21 protein-coding genes and 1 tRNA gene are annotated in these 18,418 nt (G+C 54.5%); 9 read left to right on the top strand and 13 right to left on the bottom strand.

What is annotated here, in order from left to right:
- Nucleotides 1-130: 130 nt before the first annotated feature.
- Both QOL67_RS04885 and QOL67_RS04880 read left to right on the top strand, forming a co-directional pair.
- Entirely contained in the window at nt 131-1,597 is a 1,467-nt protein-coding gene (locus QOL67_RS04885) for a leucyl aminopeptidase (RefSeq protein ID WP_283424850.1), read from the top strand.
- Between the two features lie 3 nt (nt 1,598-1,600).
- Nucleotides 1,601-2,068 (top strand): DNA polymerase III subunit chi, encoded by a 468-nt coding sequence (locus QOL67_RS04880; protein ID WP_283424849.1) that lies wholly within the window; start codon nt 1,601-1,603, stop codon nt 2,066-2,068.
- 9 nt (nt 2,069-2,077) lie between these two features.
- Here QOL67_RS04880 and QOL67_RS04875 read toward each other — a convergent pair whose 3' ends face one another.
- Genes QOL67_RS04875 through QOL67_RS04865 form a run of 3 tightly spaced genes read right to left on the bottom strand, consistent with a single transcriptional unit; the run spans nt 2,078 to nt 5,185 of the window.
- Entirely contained in the window at nt 2,078-2,659 is a 582-nt protein-coding gene (locus tag QOL67_RS04875) for a retropepsin-like aspartic protease family protein (RefSeq protein ID WP_283424848.1), read from the bottom strand.
- A 4-nt stretch (nt 2,660-2,663) separates the two neighbouring features.
- Nucleotides 2,664-3,287, bottom strand: a complete 624-nt coding sequence (locus QOL67_RS04870; protein WP_283424847.1) for a MarC family protein — start codon at nt 3,285-3,287, stop codon at nt 2,664-2,666.
- Nucleotides 3,288-3,328: 41 nt separating this feature from the next.
- Nucleotides 3,329-5,185 (bottom strand): ABC-F family ATP-binding cassette domain-containing protein, encoded by a 1,857-nt coding sequence (locus tag QOL67_RS04865; protein ID WP_283424846.1) that lies wholly within the window; start codon nt 5,183-5,185, stop codon nt 3,329-3,331.
- A gap of 132 nt (nt 5,186-5,317) precedes the next feature.
- Between QOL67_RS04865 and ndk the strand changes: the two genes are divergently transcribed.
- Entirely contained in the window at nt 5,318-5,740 is a 423-nt protein-coding gene (gene ndk, locus QOL67_RS04860) for a nucleoside-diphosphate kinase (RefSeq protein ID WP_164642524.1), read from the top strand.
- 72 nt (nt 5,741-5,812) lie between these two features.
- Here the strand turns inward: ndk and QOL67_RS04855 are convergent, their stop codons facing one another.
- A complete protein-coding gene (locus QOL67_RS04855; protein WP_283424845.1) occupies nt 5,813-6,148 on the bottom strand; it encodes a TfoX/Sxy family DNA transformation protein in 336 nt (111 codons plus the stop codon).
- A 629-nt stretch (nt 6,149-6,777) separates the two neighbouring features.
- Here QOL67_RS04855 and QOL67_RS04850 point away from each other — a divergent pair.
- Genes QOL67_RS04850 through QOL67_RS04840 form a run of 3 tightly spaced genes read left to right on the top strand, consistent with a single transcriptional unit; the run spans nt 6,778 to nt 8,670 of the window.
- A complete protein-coding gene (locus QOL67_RS04850) occupies nt 6,778-7,926 on the top strand; it encodes an AI-2E family transporter (protein ID WP_283424844.1) in 1,149 nt (382 codons plus the stop codon).
- Nucleotides 7,926-8,192: a hypothetical protein gene (locus QOL67_RS04845; protein WP_283424843.1), complete on the top strand. Its 267-nt coding sequence runs from the start codon at nt 7,926-7,928 to the stop codon at nt 8,190-8,192. Before QOL67_RS04850 ends, QOL67_RS04845 begins: the two co-directional genes overlap by 1 nt.
- 10 nt (nt 8,193-8,202) lie before the next feature.
- A complete protein-coding gene (locus QOL67_RS04840) occupies nt 8,203-8,670 on the top strand; it encodes a phage holin family protein (RefSeq protein ID WP_283424842.1) in 468 nt (155 codons plus the stop codon).
- A 10-nt stretch (nt 8,671-8,680) separates the two neighbouring features.
- Here QOL67_RS04840 and QOL67_RS04835 read toward each other — a convergent pair whose 3' ends face one another.
- The 5 genes from QOL67_RS04835 to QOL67_RS04815 form a co-directional block, all read right to left on the bottom strand.
- Nucleotides 8,681-9,790 (bottom strand): mechanosensitive ion channel family protein, encoded by a 1,110-nt coding sequence (locus tag QOL67_RS04835; RefSeq protein ID WP_283424841.1) that lies wholly within the window; start codon nt 9,788-9,790, stop codon nt 8,681-8,683.
- Between the two features lie 103 nt (nt 9,791-9,893).
- A complete protein-coding gene (gene rnd / locus QOL67_RS04830) occupies nt 9,894-11,051 on the bottom strand; it encodes a ribonuclease D (RefSeq protein WP_283424840.1) in 1,158 nt (385 codons plus the stop codon).
- An 85-nt stretch (nt 11,052-11,136) separates the two neighbouring features.
- Nucleotides 11,137-11,730: a phosphoribosylglycinamide formyltransferase gene (gene purN, locus QOL67_RS04825; RefSeq protein ID WP_283424839.1), complete on the bottom strand. Its 594-nt coding sequence runs from the start codon at nt 11,728-11,730 to the stop codon at nt 11,137-11,139.
- Nucleotides 11,727-12,776 carry a phosphoribosylformylglycinamidine cyclo-ligase gene (gene purM / locus QOL67_RS04820; protein WP_283424838.1) on the bottom strand — a complete coding sequence of 350 codons (1,050 nt, stop codon included), beginning with the start codon at nt 12,774-12,776 and terminating at the stop codon, nt 11,727-11,729. The genes purN and purM overlap by 4 nt, the downstream gene beginning before the upstream one ends.
- A gap of 108 nt (nt 12,777-12,884) precedes the next feature.
- On the bottom strand, nt 12,885-13,850 hold the full coding sequence (locus tag QOL67_RS04815; protein ID WP_283424837.1) for an MBL fold metallo-hydrolase: 966 nt from the start codon (nt 13,848-13,850) through the stop codon (nt 12,885-12,887).
- 124 nt (nt 13,851-13,974) lie between these two features.
- Here QOL67_RS04815 and QOL67_RS04810 point away from each other — a divergent pair, with 124 nt between their 5' ends.
- Entirely contained in the window at nt 13,975-14,907 is a 933-nt protein-coding gene (locus QOL67_RS04810) for a LysR family transcriptional regulator (protein ID WP_283424836.1), read from the top strand.
- Nucleotides 14,908-14,942: 35 nt separating this feature from the next.
- Nucleotides 14,943-15,019, top strand: a tRNA-Ile gene (locus QOL67_RS04805).
- 44 nt (nt 15,020-15,063) lie between these two features.
- On the opposite strand, the gene QOL67_RS04800 is transcribed toward QOL67_RS04805, so the two are convergent.
- On the bottom strand, nt 15,064-15,570 hold the full coding sequence (locus tag QOL67_RS04800) for a hypothetical protein (RefSeq protein WP_283424835.1): 507 nt from the start codon (nt 15,568-15,570) through the stop codon (nt 15,064-15,066).
- 147 nt (nt 15,571-15,717) lie between these two features.
- Between QOL67_RS04800 and QOL67_RS04795 the strand changes: the two genes are divergently transcribed.
- On the top strand, nt 15,718-16,128 hold the full coding sequence (locus tag QOL67_RS04795; protein ID WP_283424834.1) for a SufE family protein: 411 nt from the start codon (nt 15,718-15,720) through the stop codon (nt 16,126-16,128).
- Here QOL67_RS04795 and QOL67_RS04790 read toward each other — a convergent pair.
- The 3 genes from QOL67_RS04790 to fumC all read right to left on the bottom strand — a co-directional run bounded on the left by QOL67_RS04790 (nt 16,125) and on the right by fumC (nt 18,239).
- Nucleotides 16,125-16,379 (bottom strand): ribbon-helix-helix domain-containing protein, encoded by a 255-nt coding sequence (locus QOL67_RS04790; protein WP_283424833.1) that lies wholly within the window; start codon nt 16,377-16,379, stop codon nt 16,125-16,127. The genes QOL67_RS04795 and QOL67_RS04790 overlap by 4 nt on opposite strands.
- Nucleotides 16,376-16,546 (bottom strand): DUF4169 family protein, encoded by a 171-nt coding sequence (locus tag QOL67_RS04785; protein ID WP_283424832.1) that lies wholly within the window; start codon nt 16,544-16,546, stop codon nt 16,376-16,378. Before QOL67_RS04785 ends, QOL67_RS04790 begins: the two co-directional genes overlap by 4 nt.
- A gap of 298 nt (nt 16,547-16,844) precedes the next feature.
- On the bottom strand, nt 16,845-18,239 hold the full coding sequence (fumC, locus tag QOL67_RS04780) for a class II fumarate hydratase (RefSeq protein WP_283424831.1): 1,395 nt from the start codon (nt 18,237-18,239) through the stop codon (nt 16,845-16,847).
- Between the last annotated feature and the right edge of the window lie 179 nt (nt 18,240-18,418).

The raw sequence follows: 18,418 nt of genomic DNA, 5'->3' as shown, positions 1-18,418 counted from the left end.
CCGAACCTTATTATTGAGCGGCACTTTAGGGGAAATGTTTGGGTGGCGAAACTGCTATCTGGCGATGCGCTCTGGTCAAGCGAGAAGGCGCGCGTTAGGTGTTTCAAAACGATAATTAGGAGGTTATGTGATGCGCCCTGTGACGATTTCTTTTGAAGAAACTCAGTTGGATGAAATTGGCACAGTGGAAGGGCGCATTGCCGTTTTTGTGCCGGCCGAGGGCAATTTAGATCAAGGCGCACGCCGTCTGAACCGGCTGACCCGAGGAGCGGTGGAACGGGTTCGCGAAAACAAAGTAGAAGATGCAAGCCTTGGGACTGTGTTTAGCTTGTCCTATCCCGCAGGTGTGGCCGCCGAAGCTGTGGATGTGGTGATCCTGCCGCGCCGCTGTTCGGTTGAAGATGCTCGCAAAGCGGGAGCTGGCCTTGGCAAAGCACGTGGCAATGCGGCGTTGACCGTTTTGGCAGGGACCAATCCAAAAGCTGCGCATATCGCCTATGGCATTGCGATGCGCGATTACGGCTTTGACGATCACAAAACGGCCGAGGCCAAAGAAGATGGCCGCGCCGTGACTATGATGGTGAGCAAACCGGACGAAGTGGAAGAGGCCGCAGCCCCTTTGTTGGCCGTGGCGGAGGGCACATTCTTCACCCGCGATCTGATCAATGAACCTGCAAACGTTTTGACCACAACTGAGTTTGCCAACCGTTTGGTGGCGCTCAAAGACCTCGGCCTTGAGGTGGAGGTACTGGAGGAAGACAAACTCAATGAGCTTGGCATGGGTGCGTTGCTGTCCGTGGGCGAAGGTTCTGACAGCCCTTCCAAAGTGGCGGTGATGCAGTGGAACGGCGGCGAAAAAGAGGACGCGCCATTGGCCTTGGTCGGCAAAGGTGTGGTGTTTGACACTGGCGGCATTTCCTTGAAGCCAGCCGCAGGCATGGAAGAAATGACCATGGACATGGGCGGTGCTGGTGTTGTGGCGGGTGCCATGAAAGCACTGGCACTGCGCAAGGCGAAGGCCAATGTGGTAGGTCTTGTTGGTTTGGTGGAAAACATGCCGTCCGGCCGTGCCACACGTCCGGGTGATGTTGTGACCTCTATGAAAGGTGACACCATCGAAGTCATCAACACCGATGCGGAAGGCCGTTTGGTGCTGTGTGACGTGATGCATTATGCTCAGGAGCGCTTCAAACCAGCGGCTATGATTGATCTGGCGACGTTGACGGGAGCGATAATCATTGGCCTTGGCCATGAGAATGCAGGTGTGTTTTCCAACGATGACGCGCTTTGCAACGGGTTTCTCAAAGCCGCGGAAGCTGAAGGCGAGGGCGCTTGGCGGATGCCACTGGGGAAGGGGTATGCCAAGCAATTGAAGTCCCGGATTTCCGATGTGAAAAACGTGGGTGGCCGTCCGGCGGGATCGATCACGGCAGCGGAATTTTTGCAGCGCTTTGTGCAAGAAGGCACACCGTGGATTCACCTTGATATCGCTGGTGTTGCCAGCGTGAAATCCGAGACGGCGCTGGCACCTGCGGGGGCGACCGGTTGGGGCGTCAGCGCTCTCAGCCGCTTGGTTGCGGATAAGTTTGAGGGTTAAGCCTTGGGCGCCGCATATTTCTACCATCTGACCCAGAATTCCATGGAGGTCACCCTGCCGCGTCTATTGGAAAAGGCGCGCGGGGCCGGGTGGAAGATTGTCGTGCGGGGTCGCGAACAAAGTCGCATGGAATGGCTTGATCAAAAACTGTGGATGCTGGGTGACGTAAGTTTCCTGGCCCATGGTCTGGCCGGTGGTCCGCATGATGCGATGCAGCCGGTTCTACTCACCACAACAACCGAATTGCCCAATGAAGCTGCCTGCGTGATGAGCGTGGATGGAGCTGATGTGAGTGCCGAAGAGGTCAACACAGTAGAGCGGGTCTGCATCTTGTTTGATGGGCACGACCAAGAAGCGGTGCAACATGCGCGGGGACAGTGGAAAACCCTGACCGATGCGGGCTGTGCAGCGCAGTATTGGTCTGAAGAATCCGGAAACTGGCAGAAAAAAGCTGACTCCGAAAGTACTTAAGAAGTCGAGTTAACGTGTCAGGATCAGCTTGCTGCCTGCAATTGTGATCTGATCAAAGAGCTGTAGATAGCTCATGCCAAGTAAGGACTGGCTCATTTCACCTTCGTTGACACTGGCGCGCACATTGCGATCAACGTAGCCGCCAAGCGCCACTTCCTTCAGGCGAACCGGCGCGATGCGCACTTCGCCGTTGGCCGTCATCGCGCGTCCAAAGTAGGGCAGGTTGTCCGGATCCAAACCCGCGCGACTGGCATCCGCTTGGCTCAGAACAACGTCAGTAGCCCCCGTATCAACAACAAATAACACGTCGGCGCCGTTCACTGACAAGGTGGCGTAATAATGGCCGTCATTGCTGCGAGGGATTTCAATACGACCTTCATCTGCCAACACCACTTGCGTGGGCTTCACGGTGCTGCGGATGTCTTCCCACATGCCGACAACCGCGATCGCACCGAGAAAGATCAGTGCCCAGATTGCACCGTAGCGCAGGGTTTGGCCCAGATTGATGCGGCCGGAGCCGATGGTCCAGATCAACACCATGACCAACAGCAAGAGGAGGTAGGCAAGGTTGCCAAAGGAGATTTGTTCCATGTGTTTAGCCTGCGAATCCAAAGTCCTTGAGACCATCCAGAATAAACTGAACCGATAGCGCGGCCAGCAACATGCCAAGGAGGCGTGTGATCACCGTAATTCCAGTGCGGCCAAGCAGGCGTTCGAAAAACCCGGAGGTCAAGAACAGGCAGAACACAATTGCGAGCACCAAAGCTGCAACGCCCAACACAGCCAAAGTGGCTTGTACACCGGAATCCTGGCCAGCCAAGAGGATCACCGAGGTGATGGCACCGGGGCCTGCAAGCAAAGGAATGGACAGCGGGAAAATAGAGGGGTCGGGATAGTCTTCTTCGGCCTCTTCCGCCTGATCCTCACGGCGCTTGGTGCGGCGCTCAAACAGCATGTCAAACGCCGTTACGAAAAGCAGTATGCCGCCTGCAATGCGGAAGGCTGGCATAGAGATGCCAATGCCACCGAGAACAGCTTCACCAAGGAACCCAAAGATCGATAGGATCACAAAAGAGGTCACGCACGCGCGGATCGCTATTTTACGCCGTGCGCTGGCAGGAACGCCGTGGGTTAGCGAGATGAAGATCGGAAATAGCCCAATGGGATCGATGATCACAAAGAGCGTTACAAAAGCCGTGATGAAGGCGGCGCTGTCCATGTGCGTGGGTGCTCCCGTCAGTGTTGGATCAAACGCTACGCTTAGCCTTCGGCTTTTTCCAGTTTTTCCAACGCCTTCATCCAAAGTTCTTCGGCGCGGTCCTGTGCATCACGCACTTCGGCATACTTCTTTTGCCAAACGGCCATTTCCCCAAGCTTTTCATCTTCATAGAGAGTTGGGTCTGCGAGCTTCTTGGCCAATTTGTCAGCCATCTCGTTGATCTTCACAACCCGCTGCTCGGATTTTCTCGCCTCAGAGCGCAACGCTTGGATGTCGTCGCGGCTGGCTTTTTTGGCGGCCGGTTTTGGCTTGGACTTCGATTTGGATCCAGCAGGTTTGTCAGAGGTCAACAACAGCTTGCGGTAAGCCTGAAGGTCTTCCTCATATGGCTTGACGGTGCCGTCTTTCACCAGCCACAGACGGTCTGCAACCAGGGTCAACAGATGCATGTCGTGGCTGACCAAGATGACCGCGCCGGTGTAGGCTGTCAGCGCCTCAACCAATGCCTCGCGGCTTTCGATGTCGAGGTGGTTGGTCGGTTCATCGAGGATCAACAGATGTGGCGCATCCAGCGTGGCAAGCAACAACGACAAACGCGCTTTCTGCCCACCAGACAGGCGGCCAACTTCGGTTTCGGCCTGTGCGGCGCCAAGGCCAAAGCCTGCGAGACGGGCACGTAGGCGGGCCTGACCTTCAGCGGGACGCTCGCGCATCAAGTGTTGGATTGGCGTTTCATCAACATAAAGCTCATCAACTTGGTGTTGGGCAAAGAACCCAATACGCAGCTTGGTTGAGGTGGTGAATTTGCCGCCCATCGGCTCAAGCCGACTGGACAACAGTTTGGCCAAAGTAGATTTACCCTGACCGTTTTTGCCCAAAAGCGCGATACGGTCGTCTTGATCGATGCGCAGGTTCAGGTTTTTGAGAACCACAGTGTCGTCATAGCCAGTAGAGCCACCTTCGATGGCAATGATTGGCGGGGAGAGTTCTTCCGGCTTGGGGAAAGTGAACACCACACGTGCCGCATCTTCGGGCGCCGTGATCGGGGTCATCTTCTCCAGCATTTTCACGCGGCTTTGCGCCTGTTTTGCTTTAGAGGCTTTGGCTTTGAAGCGGTCTACAAAGGCTTGCAAGTGCTCTCGGTGGGCCTGTTGTTTCTTGGCTGCTGCGGCCTGAACCGCACGTTGTTCAGCACGTTGTTTGGCAAACTGATCATAGGTGCCTGTGTAGTAGGCGAGTTTGCGTTCATCCAAATGCAGGATCGCGCCCACCGACCGGTTCAGAAGCTCGCGATCGTGGGAAATGATCAGCACTGTGTGCGGATACTTGACCAGATAGTTCTCCAGCCACAGCGCACCTTCGAGGTCCAGGTAGTTGGTAGGTTCATCAAGCAGCAGGTAGTCGGGCTGCGAGAACAACACGGCCGCCAAAGCCACACGCATGCGCCAGCCGCCGGAGTAGGCGGAGCAGGGTTGTAGTTGGTCCTCGTGATCAAAGCCCAGACCTTTGAGGATCGAGGCGGCGCGCGCTTCGGCGCTCCATGCGTCGATGTCAGTCAGCCGGGTTTGAATTTCGGCAATCCGGTTGGAATCCGTGGCTGTCTCGGATTCTGCCAACAAGGAGGCGCGCTCTGTGTCGGCGGCCAGAACCGTGTTGATCAGAGAGACCTCGTTTGAGGGCACCTCCTGCGCGACACCACCAATGCGGGCGCGATTGGGCAGGGTGATGCTGCCCCCTTCAAGCGACAATTCTCCGCGGATCAGGCGGAACAGGGTGGTTTTACCAGCCCCGTTGCGTCCAATCAGACCCACTTTGTGGCCGGTGGGAATGGTGGCGGAGGCCTCTTCAAACAGAGGGCGGCCTTCAACGGAATAGGAGATGTCTGAAATCTTTAGCATGGGGCGGGTTTGGCGCACTATTGCAGCGGCGTCAATCACCGCTTTTCAAGTGCGCCAACGCGTGGTATCGCAGCGCCAATTCGAATTTCGGCCGGACGAGGTGTCTGGCCCTCACTTTATGGAGATACAGACATGGCTCTGGAACGCACTTTCTCGATCATCAAGCCTGATGCCACACGCCGCAACCTGACTGGCGCGATCAACGCCAAGTTTGAAGAAGCTGGCCTGCGCGTTGTTGCACAGAAGCGTATTCACCTGACCAAAGCGCAAGCTGGCGTGTTCTACGCTGTGCACGCTGAGCGTCCGTTCTACGACGAACTGTGCGAATTCATGGCGTCTGAGCCAATTGTTGCGCAGGTTCTGGAAGGTGAAGGCGCCATCGCGAAAAACCGCGAAGTTATGGGCGCAACCAATCCAGCAGACGCAGCAGCCGGCACCATCCGCGCCGAGTTTGCAGAATCTGTTGGCGAAAACTCTGTACACGGTTCCGACGCTCCTGAAACCGCAGCGGTAGAAATCGCATACTTCTTCTCCGGTCTGGAACTGGTGGGTTAAGCCCAACCGTTTCACGGAAGATGACATTGAGACGCGGGAGGGAAACCTCTCGCGTTTTTCTTTGCGCGGGGTTCAGGCTTTGCGCTTTTCGATCACGCCGATCATGTTCAGCGCGGCTTCGAGATCGGAGCGGCCTTTGTCATGTGAGCTGGCTTTAAGCGCGTCAAATCGTTTGCGCAGCGCGTCTTTTTCTTTGCCTTTGCAATCGTTCCACGGTCGGCCCTGAAGGCCCATCACCAGAACATAGTAGCCAATAAAATGAGGTTTGGTGCCGGTCTTGAGCAGACGGGCATAAGTCTCATCGGCGCCCAGCATACGGACTTCTTCCGCAGTATGGATACCGGCGCGACCGCAGGCCTCTTCATAGGCGGGCCCCAAGTTGCGAATGCTGGAAATTGGCTCTGACATGGCGGCACATTAGACCGCACATCAAAGCGGTGGCAAGCGGTGCCCGCAGCATTTTCCCGCAGTCGTCAGCGGAATTAGATCATTGCCCAATCACTGAAGATAGGCGGGTTGGTTGGCGCCGGTTTCGACTGTTTTTCCGGTTGGCGTGGCAGGTCTTTTGTGGACTGTGACATGGTGTGCCTCCTTTTATGTCATGCCAGCACAACTCCCTTTCCCAAATGTGGAGACGGCCAGCGGGTGTAGAGATGATTTTACGTATCACATTGCGGAGGTGATGCCGGAAATGGGGCGATTTTGTGTGGTTCAGTTAAGACTTGAGGCAAAGATGCCTAGGTTTGCAATCGGTCATCGGCATCACTTTTTTTGTGGTGGTTCCGAAAAAACCTTCAAAATTCAGTTGATTGCTCCGATGGACCTGCGACAGTTACAGCGAAGGTACTGGCTTTTCTGACGGTGTTTGAGGGATTGCGCGGTGGAATTGGATGTAGATTGCGTTGTCAAACGAGGTGGCGTTTGACGCTTAATTTTAGTCCAGCGAATTTGAGAATGATTTTGTGGAATGTGCTCAAGAAGATCACGAAAGGTTATTCTGGTTCGGTAAATACACGTTTTAAGTGAGGGTCGTGGGTATGAATAGAAGTGACGAAAAACTGGTTGGTCGCGGCATGACGCTCGTAACGCAAGTGGTTTTGTGTCTATTTTTTGGTGTTGCGGGTTTGAAGTTTGGTGCCTCGGTACTTGTGCCGTTGTCTTTGGCAGTTTTGCTGTTTGTGCTCATATCGGCGATTATCGATCGGTTCAAAGGGGCAACGCTGTTTGGCATGAGAACGCCTGATTGGATCGCGCATGTTTTGGCGTTTGGTTCCGTGGTCATTGGCGTTGCGATCATCTTGTCTATCCTGACCAGCCAAGCTGGCGCTGTAAGTGAAGCCTTCCCGCGATATGAGGCGCGGTTCGCCCATATTGTCAGCCAGTTTGCGTCATTGATTGGGGACGAAGCATTTTCTGCGGCAAAGGCCGGTGTCGCGGAGATGAACCTGTCGAACCTTGCCTCTGGCGCCTTGTCCTCTGCGAGCGGCTTCTTGAGTGCCCTGTTTTTGGTGATCTTGTATGTTGCGTTTTTGATGGGGGAACGCGCCCCAATGCGGCAAAAATTGGCGCTCGCCATTCCGGATGCGCACACACATGAGAAAGTGCTGGCTATCGCGGACAGCATGTCCAACAGCCTGCAGAGGTACGTCAGCATCAAGACATTTGTCAGCATTCTCACCGCTGTCGGGTGCTACATTTTTATGAAGCCTGTTGGTTTGGACTTTGCTGAGACCTGGGCGGTTTTGGCATTTATGCTGAACTTCATCCCCACCATTGGATCTATTCTTGGCGTGGTGTTGCCAACCATCGTTGCACTGGTTCAGTTTGATAGCACATTGCCGATTTTGGTGGTGGTGCTTGGCTGTGGCTCTGTGCAGTTTACGATTGGCAATGTTTTGGAGCCCAAAATGACCGGACGCTCCTTAAACCTATCCCCCTTTCTTGTCATCCTTTCCTTGACCTTCTGGACCGCGGTTTGGGGTATTCCAGGCGCATTGATGAGCGTTCCGTTGACCGTGTGTATCATGATTGTGCTGAGTCATATCCCCGCAACAAGACCGTTGGCCGTGCTGATGTCTGGGGATGGGTATATTGATGGAGATCCCTCTAAGGGGCAGGAGGTTTATGAAGAAACTTCCAAATTGAAGGGAAACGACGATGTGTTCTTGCAAGGAAAGGCAGACTGATGGCAACCAAAGCGGAATTGGAAGCTGAGCTTGCACAGTTGCGTGCAGAGTTGGCGAGGCGCGATGCAGACGTGAAATCGGAAAGTCCCGTGGAGGAGATCACAACCGCGCGCCAGGCACTTGATGCAGAAGGTGAAGACAGTACAAGTTTTGAGAACGATATCAAAGAAATCCTGGCGGATCTTGAAGAGTTACCACACAAGCAACCGCTGTTGTTTGCACTTGGTGCATTGACCGTTGGCTACCTCATTGGCCGGATGAAATAGGACCACGATTATGAGCAACCGAATTTCAAGAAACATTTCAATTATTCTGCGTTCCGAACGTTTGATTGCGCAGCGTCATCTGGCGGTTTTGCGGCGCCAAACTGGCTTAATGGCAATGGCGTTGGTGGTTTCCGCAGTTGGATTGGTGATGCTGAACGTAGCTGCGTTTTTTGCCCTGCAAGAAGTCATGACCGCCGCTGCGGCAGCGCTGATTGTGGGGGTTGTGAACTTTCTTTTGGCGGGCCTGTTTGTGTTACTGGCCTCCTCAAAGTCCAGCATCGAGGAAGACATAAACGCCGTCTCCGAAGTGCGTGATATGGCGATTGAGGATTTGGAAGCAGAAGTGCGTCAAGCAGCGGATGAGGCGAAGTCCGCGGTTGACGCAGTGAAGTCAATGGCGGCCAATCCACTGGGCGGTATTGCGCCAGGTGTGGCGGCCAGTATCGCAAAAGCAATTGTGAAAGCCATGAAGACCTAAACGAGGCCGGTTAGTTGCTCGTCACCGACGTCTTTGACGTGCTGACAATTGTCTGTGTTGGATAGGCCAACTCCGTTCCTGCTGTTTCAACCAATTGCAGTAGGCGTAATGTCAGGCGTTCTTTAGCCTCTAACCAACCACCATAGTCCGGCGCGTTGGTGCGAGCGTAGAATTGAATATCAACAGAGTGATCGGACACACCTTCAACGGCAACATAAACGGGCGCGTCCTCGCTTACATCAAAATCGCCGCTTTCATTCAAATGATCCCGCAACCCATCGCGAACCTGAAGAATTTGGGCTTGGCTTGCAGAGAGAACCAAGTTCACGGACAGAAAAATGAGCCTGTTTTTGACTTGTCCGTAGTTTTTGACCACCGCATTTGAGAGCTCCGAATTCGGCACATATCGTGGAATTTGGTCAAATCCGCGAATGGTGGTTGACCGCAAGTCAATTTGCTCAACTGTTCCTTTTAGAACGCCCTCGATTTCAATGGCATCGCCAACGGAAAAGCGTTTTTCGCTGATGTTGTTCATACCTGCAACAAGATTTCGAACCAAGTCTTGCGCCGCGATGGCGATGGCTGCCCCAAGCACGCCAACTCCGGTCAAGGCACCACTCACATCAACCTCCCAGACCTTCAACAACGCTGCAATCCCGACAAGGATTACCGCAAATTCGGCGACCCGTTCCATCCAGCGTCTATCAGTTTGAACGCCGGCAATGCTCTGTCCCTGTAACAAGGCCACAAACGTCCCGCACAGGCTGTGCCAGGTCGCAAATACAGCAATAATCGCAACCGATGCACAGAGTTGACGTACCAATTGGTCAATCAATTGCGGCAGAGAGGTGGCTTCCAAACCTATGTAGATCGACAAAACGGCCAGAAGAATAATTGTGGCACTTGTGAACTGTTCGCGCACCGCATCCGACAAGGTAACGTCCAGTCTCGCCATAAGGCGGGAAAGACGTTTAAGCAGGAATGTCGCCAAGGGTTTGCGAAACGTGAGCACAATAAGCGCCAGGAGCACAGCCGCGGCAAATTCAATCCGATTGGAGGTGTTGAACCACTGTCCAAGTTCGGAGGCGACTTCTGAAAGGAAAACTGAGTTAATAATCATCACCTGTCATGTAAACCGAAACAGGAGAATGATTTCAGACAAACCTCACTCAAGCAAGCGTCTCGAGACGTCTGCTTTCATTAGGAGAGATTATGCACCGTGGTTAGAGCGAAACAATTTTGATATTGTTGCCTTTGGCCGCAAGCGCAACTTTGCCTTCGCACAGCCGCAGCGCATCTTGACCGAACACTTCGTGACGCCAACCGTGCAGGGCCTGAACATCGCGACCTCCAGAGGCAAGCGTATCCAGATCTGCGGAGGAGGCGATCAACTTGGGCGCCACACTGGAGCTTTCTGTTTTGGCTTTCAACAGTACCCGAAGAAGGTCGGCAAGAGCCGGATTGACTTGCAGTTTATCATCCCGTTTGGGCAGGCGCGGCATGTTATCCTGAGGGCACTCTTTGCCAGCCTTGATCGCAGCCAGAATACCGTCTGCAATCTCGCCTTTGCGAGCTTCACGCAGCAGCAAGCGGGAACGGCTGAGGTCATTCATGTTGGCTGGTTTGGTAGACGCCAGTTCCACCAATGCGTCGTCCTTGAACACGCGGTTGCGTGGGATGTTGCGGCTTTGCGCATGGTTTTCACGGAACCTGGCCAATTCGCGAACGATGGCGAGAAACTTCGGGGATGTGGTGCGGGTTTTCACGCGCTTCCAGGCGTTCTCTGGATCAATGATGTAAGTTTCCGGGCGAGTGAGCATTTGCAGCTCTTCTTCCACCCAGTGGGCCCGTTTGGTCTCGGCCAGTTTGGCAGACAAGAACTCATAGATTTTACGCAGGTGCGTCACGTCGCCGATGGCGTAGGTCTTCTGGGCATCGGTCAACGGGCGACGAGACCAATCTGTGAAACGGGAGCTTTTATCAAGACTTTGCTTGGCTATTTTGCGCACCAAAGTCTCGTAACCCGCCTGTTCGCCAAAGCCACAGACCATGGCGGCAACTTGCGTGTCAAACAACGGATCCGGGAAAACGCCAGCCTCAACAAAGAAGATTTCCAAATCCTGACGCGCAGCATGAAATACTTTGACAACACTCGTGTCGCGGAACAGCTCGTACATTGGCTCCAGCGACAGGCCATCCACCAAAGGGTCCACAAGAACCGCATTATCGTCGCTGTCGCCTGGCATAGCCATCTGAACCAAACAGAGCTTGGAGTAGTAGGTACGCTCGCGCAGGAATTCCGTGTCGATGGTCACATAAGGCTCTTTGCGCGCCATTTCACAAAATTGCGCGAGCTCTTCGGTCGTCGTGAGGGTTTTCATATGCAGCGTGTCTTCTTGGTGAGTTCTATGGAGCTGTGGATAACAGCACTAAGCACAATCTTAGGAGAAAGCAATTCACCAACCCTTAAAGAGTGACGGGTGTTGTATTTCCTACCGCAAATTGGCGCAAAACAGCTGGGTAGAGCTTGTGTTCTTGCACCAAGACGCGTGACGCAAGGCTGTCTGGCGTGTCGCCAGGTTCAACTGCGATACGGGCTTGGCCAAGGATTGGACCATCGTCCAACGCCGGTGTCACGAGGTGAACCGTGCAGCCATGCTCTTTGTCACCGGCTTCGAGTGCGCGCGCGTGAGTGTGCAGGCCCTTGTATTTTGGCAGCAGAGACGGGTGAATGTTGAGCATCCGACCTTCCCACGGGGCCACAAAGCCTTCAGTCAGAACACGCATAAAACCAGCGAGGCAGAGAATATCGGGTTGAACCTGATCCAGTTCTGCCTGCAAGGCAGCCTCAAATGCAGGGCGATCACCTTTGAAAGGGCGGTGATCCACGGAAACGGCTTTGACGCCCATGGCTTCAGCTTTGGCCAAGCCAGCCGCATCAGCACTGTTGGCCAGCACCAATACCGGTTCGGCCGCATGTCCGGGCAGTGCCATGTCTTCGAGCAGGCGGACCATGTTGGACCCGCCGCCCGAAATGAAGATCGCAACCCGTTTTTTCACAGGAGAGAGCCTGTGTAGGAGACACCCTCACCATTAGCAACAGAGCCCAGTTGGTACACAGTTTCACCTTGCTCTTGCAGTAAAGCAGTAAGGGCCTCAGCTTGGTTCGCTTCAACAGACAGGATCATACCGACGCCGCAGTTGAAGGTTTTGAGCAGTTCTGCTTCATCCATGTGGCCGGTTTTGGCCAGCCATTGGAACACTGGAGGCAGATCCCAGCTGTTCAGATCAATGGCGCCAGACAGGCCCTCAGGCAATACGCGCGGCAGGTTTTCGGTGAGACCGCCGCCAGTGATATGGGCGAGCGCGTGCACGCCTTCGGCACGTACGGCAGCGAGACATTGCTTCACATAGAGACGTGTTGGAGCGAGCAGGGCGGCGCCTAGAGTTTGGCTGTCATCCCATGGGCAGGTGTCGTCCCAGTTGAGGCCGGAGACTTCGACCAGCTTGCGCACAAGGCTGTAGCCGTTGGAGTGCACACCGTTGGAGGCAAGACCAAGCAGCACGTCGCCAGCTTTTACGCCTGCGGGCAGGTCGGCTCCGCGCTCCATAGCGCCAACTGAGAAGCCTGCGAGGTCAAAATCACCCGCTTCATACATGCCGGGCATTTCAGCGGTCTCGCCACCGATCAGAGCACAGCCAGACTGAACACAGCCTTCCGCGATGCCTTCGATGATGCGTGCGGCGGTTTCTGTTTCCAGTTTGCCGGTGGCAAAGTAGTCGAGGAAAAACAGCGGCTCTGCACCTTGGCAGACCAGGTCGTTCACGCACATGGCAACAAGATCGATGCCGACGCCGTCAACATTGCCGGTATCGATGGCAATGCGCAGCTTGGTCCCCACGCCGTCGGTCGCGCCGACGAGGATTGGATCGGTGTAGCCCGCATCCTTGAGGTCAAACAGAGCGCCAAAGCCGCCCAGACCTGCCATCACGCCGGAGCGTTTTGTGCGTTTGGCGGCGGGCTTGATGCGCTCCACCAGTGCGTTGCCTGCGTCAATGTCCACACCTGCATCTGCGTAGGTGATGCCGTTTTTGCCGTCGCTCATGGGGTATGTCCTTACAATCCGATGCTTGGCGAGGTCCTTACTGCATCAATTGCCCAAAGGGAACCGGGGAATGCACCGCCTGCGTCATCAGGCGGTGCATCTGTGATTTTAGGCGCCGTATTGCCAGGGTGCCGGCTGGTAGGCGTAACCGTCAGCTGCTTTGCGCACTTTACCAAGCCCCGGGAAATCAAGGTGCGCGCCGGTGACAAGCAGGTTGTCGGCAACTGCCCGATCAAACATGCCAAGACGTGTTGCAACTGTTTGTTTGGCATCGGTGTCAAAGGCGATGGTCAAGTTTGGATTGTCGAACTGCAACGCGGTCATGTGCACAAGGTCGCCCCAGAACAGGAGCTGCTCTTGTGCAGATTGCAAAAGATATCCAGCATGACCCGGTGTGTGGCCGGGCAGAGGGAGGCTGGTCAGACCGGGAAGAACATCCTGCTCACCGCTGTGCATAATCATGCGATCCGCATAAGGCGCGACAGTGTTGCGGGCGATTTGGAAGAAGCCGCGGGAGCTCTCTGGAACACTCGCCATGATCCCGTCGTCATGCCAAAAACTATATTCGGTTTGACCTACAGCAATCTGAGCATTTGCAAATACAGCTTGTCCGTTTGCGTCAATCAAGCCGCCGGAATGGTCCGGGTGAATATGTGTGAGGGCAATCACATCAATCGTGTCAGCTGATACGTTGATGGCGGCGAGTGCCTTGTTCAAGTCACCCAGTGTATCCCCCAAGAATGACGAAGTGCCTGCATCGATCAAAATGCGTTGACCGTTGTGCTCCACAAGGAAGGCATTGACGGGGATGCGCACGCCGCCGGGATAAAGCTTTTGTTGGGCTTTCTCCAAAGCTGGGAGAATTGTAGCTTCGTCAAAGCCCGGGATCATTTGCGGTGCCGCATCAAGGTAACCATCCAAAAGCGCGGTCACTGTCGCGTCACCCACTGTAAACCGGTACGTGCCCTGAAAGGAATTTTTGGCCGGGGATGAGGCCAATACCGGCTTCGGGGCAGTGGCCAAAGCGGGGGTGGCGGCGGCGGCAAAAAGGAAGTTTCTGCGGTTCATCGACATAAGGGTCTCCAATATCCCTGAAGCATTTTGTTTCCAGCACTTGCTGGTAATGGCTATCTAGGCTTGATATTTTTCGGATTGTACCGATGTGGTGATGATACGGGGCATAAGGAGAGCTTATATCATGGACAGGCTTGGGTTGATGGAGACCTTTGTAAGCGCCCTCAATGAGGGAAGCCTCTCGGGCGCAGGGCAGCAGCGCGGCATTTCTCAATCGGCCGTCAGTCAACAAATCAGGCAGCTGGAGACACACATTGGCCGGCAGCTTTTACATCGCTCACCACAAGGCGTGTCCGCCACCCGGGCAGGGGTACTAGTACAGGAACATGCCCAGAAGATTCTGGAACGTTATGAGTTGATGCTTGCAGAACTTGAGGTGCTGGACACGGACATGTCTGGCACGGTTCGCATCAACACAGGTAATTTTCTTGGCCGTGTGGTGTTTGGCCCGGTACTTATTGAGATGGGCAAGGCGCATCCAGACCTTGATATTGTTCTGCGAATGGAGGATCGACTGGTGGATGTTGTGCGGGAAGGGTTTGATTTGGCCATTCGCGCAGGCCGCCTCGGGGACACCTCGGGATACGGTCGCAAGATTGCCTCATTAGAGACCGTGTTTTTTGCGACCCCCGAGTATCTGGACAAGCAGGGACGCCCGCAAACTCCGGACGACATGAAGCGGTTGAAATTTATTCAGCACCACGAAGACAAGACCGCAGGGTTCTTTGACGTGCAAAAAGACGGGCTGTCCTATCAGGCACCTATTCGGGTGGGTTTTACAGCGGATGACCCAGAAATCATCCTCAAAGCCGTGAGTACCGGCATGGGGTACACCCGTGCGGCGCGCATGTTGATCCAGAAAGAATTGGATGAAGGGATCTATGAAGTGGTGTTGCCAGGTTATGAAGCGCCCAGCAAAGATGTCTTTGCGGTCTCGCCAACAAAAACCGTAGCCGGGTCAAAAATTGACTTGGTGATCAACGCTTTCGTCGACAAATTGGTGGATCTGCGCCGGCAAGCTGAATTCAAAGTGGTGGCAGGTAAACTGACCGCTTGACGGCGCTGGCGGCATTTCATAACCAAGCACATGGCGGGCCTGTAGCTCAATTGGTTAGAGCAGAGCGCTCATAACGCTTTGGTTGCGGGTTCAAGTCCTGCCGGGCCTACCAAATCCGCCTTTAACCTCATCAATGCCGATCATTGCTTAGGCCGCTCAGCGGGCGCGACGGTCAATGCTGTTGGTTAACGCTTTTACGCGGATCGTGCGCACACCAGCCATTTCCTGTTCGGTCAAGACCACGGCTGTGGTGACTTCCCGGGATTGGTCAGAGCCGCCGATGACAGGTTCAATAGGAGGGCGTCCCATCAAATCCAACGTCAAGACGCCACCCTCAAAAGCGTTTTCCTTTGGCACAATCAATCGGATATCCGATGTCCCGTGCACGGAAGACACGCCCACAGCCATTATCAAGCGGCCTTCGGTCACTTTGTGCACTTCCACCGACGTCACTTTGTCGATCGGGAGCCCTCTGTATTCAGCGGTTTCCTGGCTTTGAAAGAACGACCGGCCATCTTCCGTTTTCTCCGGAATCAATGCGTTTGTTTCGGTTTGCACCTGACTTTCACGATCCTTGCCCCACCAGTTTGATGGATTCCATCGCGATTGGCAGGCCGACAAAGCGAGTGTCGTTGTCAACAATAGTAAGACAGGGGTGCGCATCGATAGGCCTCATTCTTTGGTCCATGAGTTAACCTATTCGTATCCCCTTGAAAAGCACCAGATGCGGATGTGGTGCGAGGGGTGGACCTTTGTGATCGCGCACCATAAGTGAGATACCGCAGTTTCAAGTCACAGGAGTGCTCCCCCATGGCCGCCCAAGCCTTTGAAGACATCGTTGAAGACTTTGAGTTCATCGAAGATTGGGAAGATCGGTATCGCTATGTGATTGAACAAGGCAAGGACATGCCGGCACTTGATGAGGCATTGTGCGTTCCGGCCACCAAAGTGGACGGCTGCGCCAGCCAAGTGTGGTTGCACCCCACAATCGAAGGCGGAGTGTTCCGCTTTGATGGCGCGAGTGACGCAATGATTGTGAGCGGGTTGATCGCGGTTTTGCGAAAACTTTACAATGGGTTGAGCCTTGCTGAAGTTATGTCAGTGGATGCCCGTGCAGAGCTGGAACGGCTTGGATTAAATGAACATCTGTCATCGCAACGATCCAATGGGTTGCGTGCGATGATTGAGCGGATTCGTCTTGTGGTCAGCGAAGCAGCTTAAAGGCGTTGACCAGAGCGGTCATCCGCCACCCCACAAGCTTGGTCACGGTAGTGGGCTAAAACATAAAGGCGGATAGCTGTAGCAAGGCCCGCCTCCAGGTCTCTTTCCGCATCAATTTCGGCTGCAAGTGCATTGATTGGCAACGATTTTTCGTTAGCAATATCTCGAAAAGCCCGCCAGAAATCATCTTCCAAGGACACGCTTGTTCGATGTCCCCGCAAGGTCAGAGAGCGTTTGATTGGGCGACTCATTCGCGCTCTTTTCCGTCGAGCTCTTGACGCGCCTTGTCCGCTTGAGCAGCTTCGAGCTTCTTCTGGGCTTTGGTACGACCAAATTTAACGGCGTTATTGTCAGCTTCGACCCGCTTGTCTGCACGGCCTTTGGCTTTGCGGAATTTGTTGAGGTTCACAACTGTCATAGTGCGAGACTACCTCTATTGAAGGTCTTTGCCCAGAAACTGTTGCCTCACAGCTCTTCGACTTTTTCGCAGGCAGTAATCTCTTCAATCACCATGGCGAAAACTGGTGACGACGCGAGAGATAGGCCGCCAAGACAGAGAATAAGAACCAGGTGAAGTGGGTGTATGCGTTGCTTTTTCATTGGATTTACCTAGGGTTGATGCCTTCAAATTTCAAATGTAAAAATGCGGTTTTTCCGTCGAAAAAGAAAAGGCGGCCCGCAATGAACCGCCTTTTCAACCTGTTGAAGTGCCGAGATTACGCCTTTGGACCAATCATCTGCTCTGGACGCACTACGGCGTCAAACGTGTCTTCATCCACAAAACCAAGTGCGACCGCTTCCTCTTTCAAAGTGGTGCCGTTTTTGTGGGCTGTCTTGGCCACTTTGGTCGCGTTATCGTACCCGATAGTGGGTGCCAAAGCTGTGACCAGCATCAGGCTTTCTTTCATCAACTTATCGATGCGCGGCTCATTGGCTTTGATGCCGTTCAACATACGCTCGGTGAAGCTGTCTGCGACGTCGCCCAGTAGCTGCATGGACTGCAGCAGGTTGTAAGACATCATCGGGTTGTAGACGTTCAGCTCAAAGTGGCCTTGGGAACCGGCAAATGTCATGGCGGCGTTGTTGCCCATAACGTGCGCCGCGACCTGGGTCATGGCTTCGGCTTGAGTTGGGTTCACCTTGCCTGGCATAATTGACGAGCCTGGTTCGTTTTCCGGCAAGATAAGCTCGCCAAGGCCGGAGCGCGGACCAGATCCCAAGAAGCGAATGTCGTTGGCCACTTTGTACATGGCGCCAGCTACAGTCGCGAGGGCGCCGGACATGAAGACCATCGCGTCATGTGCCGCAAGTGCTTCGAACTTGTTGGGCGCGGTTACGAAGGGCAGGCCGGTGATGTCTGCCATATGGCCTGCCACTGCTTCGCCCCAACCAGGTTGGGTATTCAGACCGGTGCCGACGGCAGTGCCGCCTTGCGCCAATTCATAAATGCCGGGCAGGGCGGCCTCAACACGGGCGATGCCCTGGCGAATCTGGTGCGCATAGCCGCCAAATTCTTGCCCAAGGGTCAATGGCGTGGCGTCTTGCGTATGGGTCCGACCGATCTTGATGATGTCCTTGAACTCTTCAGACTTCGCTTCCAAACCTTCAGCAAGTTTGGTCAGGCCAGGCAGCAGCACATCCCGCACGGTCATTGCAGCGCCAATGTGCATGGCGGTCGGGAAAGTGTCGTTTGAAGACTGCCCCATGTTGCAGTGGTCGTTCGGATGCACAGGGTCCTTGGAGCCAATCACGCCGCCAAGGATTTCGATCGCGCGGTTCGCAATCACCTCATTGGAGTTCATGTTGGACTGGGTGCCCGATCCGGTCTGCCACACAACCAATGGGAAGTTGTCGTCAAATTTACCGGCGACCACTTCTGAGGCGGCTTCGATCACTGCGTCAGCGATTTTGGCGTCCATGTTGCCGGTGGCTTTGTTCTGAATGGCACAGGCTTGCTTGATCACGCCAAGGGCGCGCACGATGGCCACAGGCTGTTTTTCCCAGCCGATCGGGAAGTTCATGATCGAGCGCTGGGTCTGTGCGCCCCAATACTTGTCGGAAGGGACCTCAAGCGGGCCAAAGCTATCGGTTTCTGTACGGGTATCTGCCATGACGACCTCCGGTAAAATATGTCAGGAGTGTCATAGCGCACGTGGGCCAAAGTGCAATACTGTATACCGTGGGATACCGCTAACAAGGCGCGGCAAATGGCCCTGAAATATCTCAAGTCTTACGAGACAGACACCTCCGGAGCCGACATCAAGCAAGAAGACAAGTGGCGATCGAACGG

It is taken from the genome of Shimia sagamensis (assembly GCF_900182745.1).
Taxonomy (GTDB): Bacteria; Pseudomonadota; Alphaproteobacteria; order Rhodobacterales; family Rhodobacteraceae; genus Shimia; species Shimia sagamensis.
This window is presented reverse-complemented; position numbering and strand designations above follow the sequence as displayed.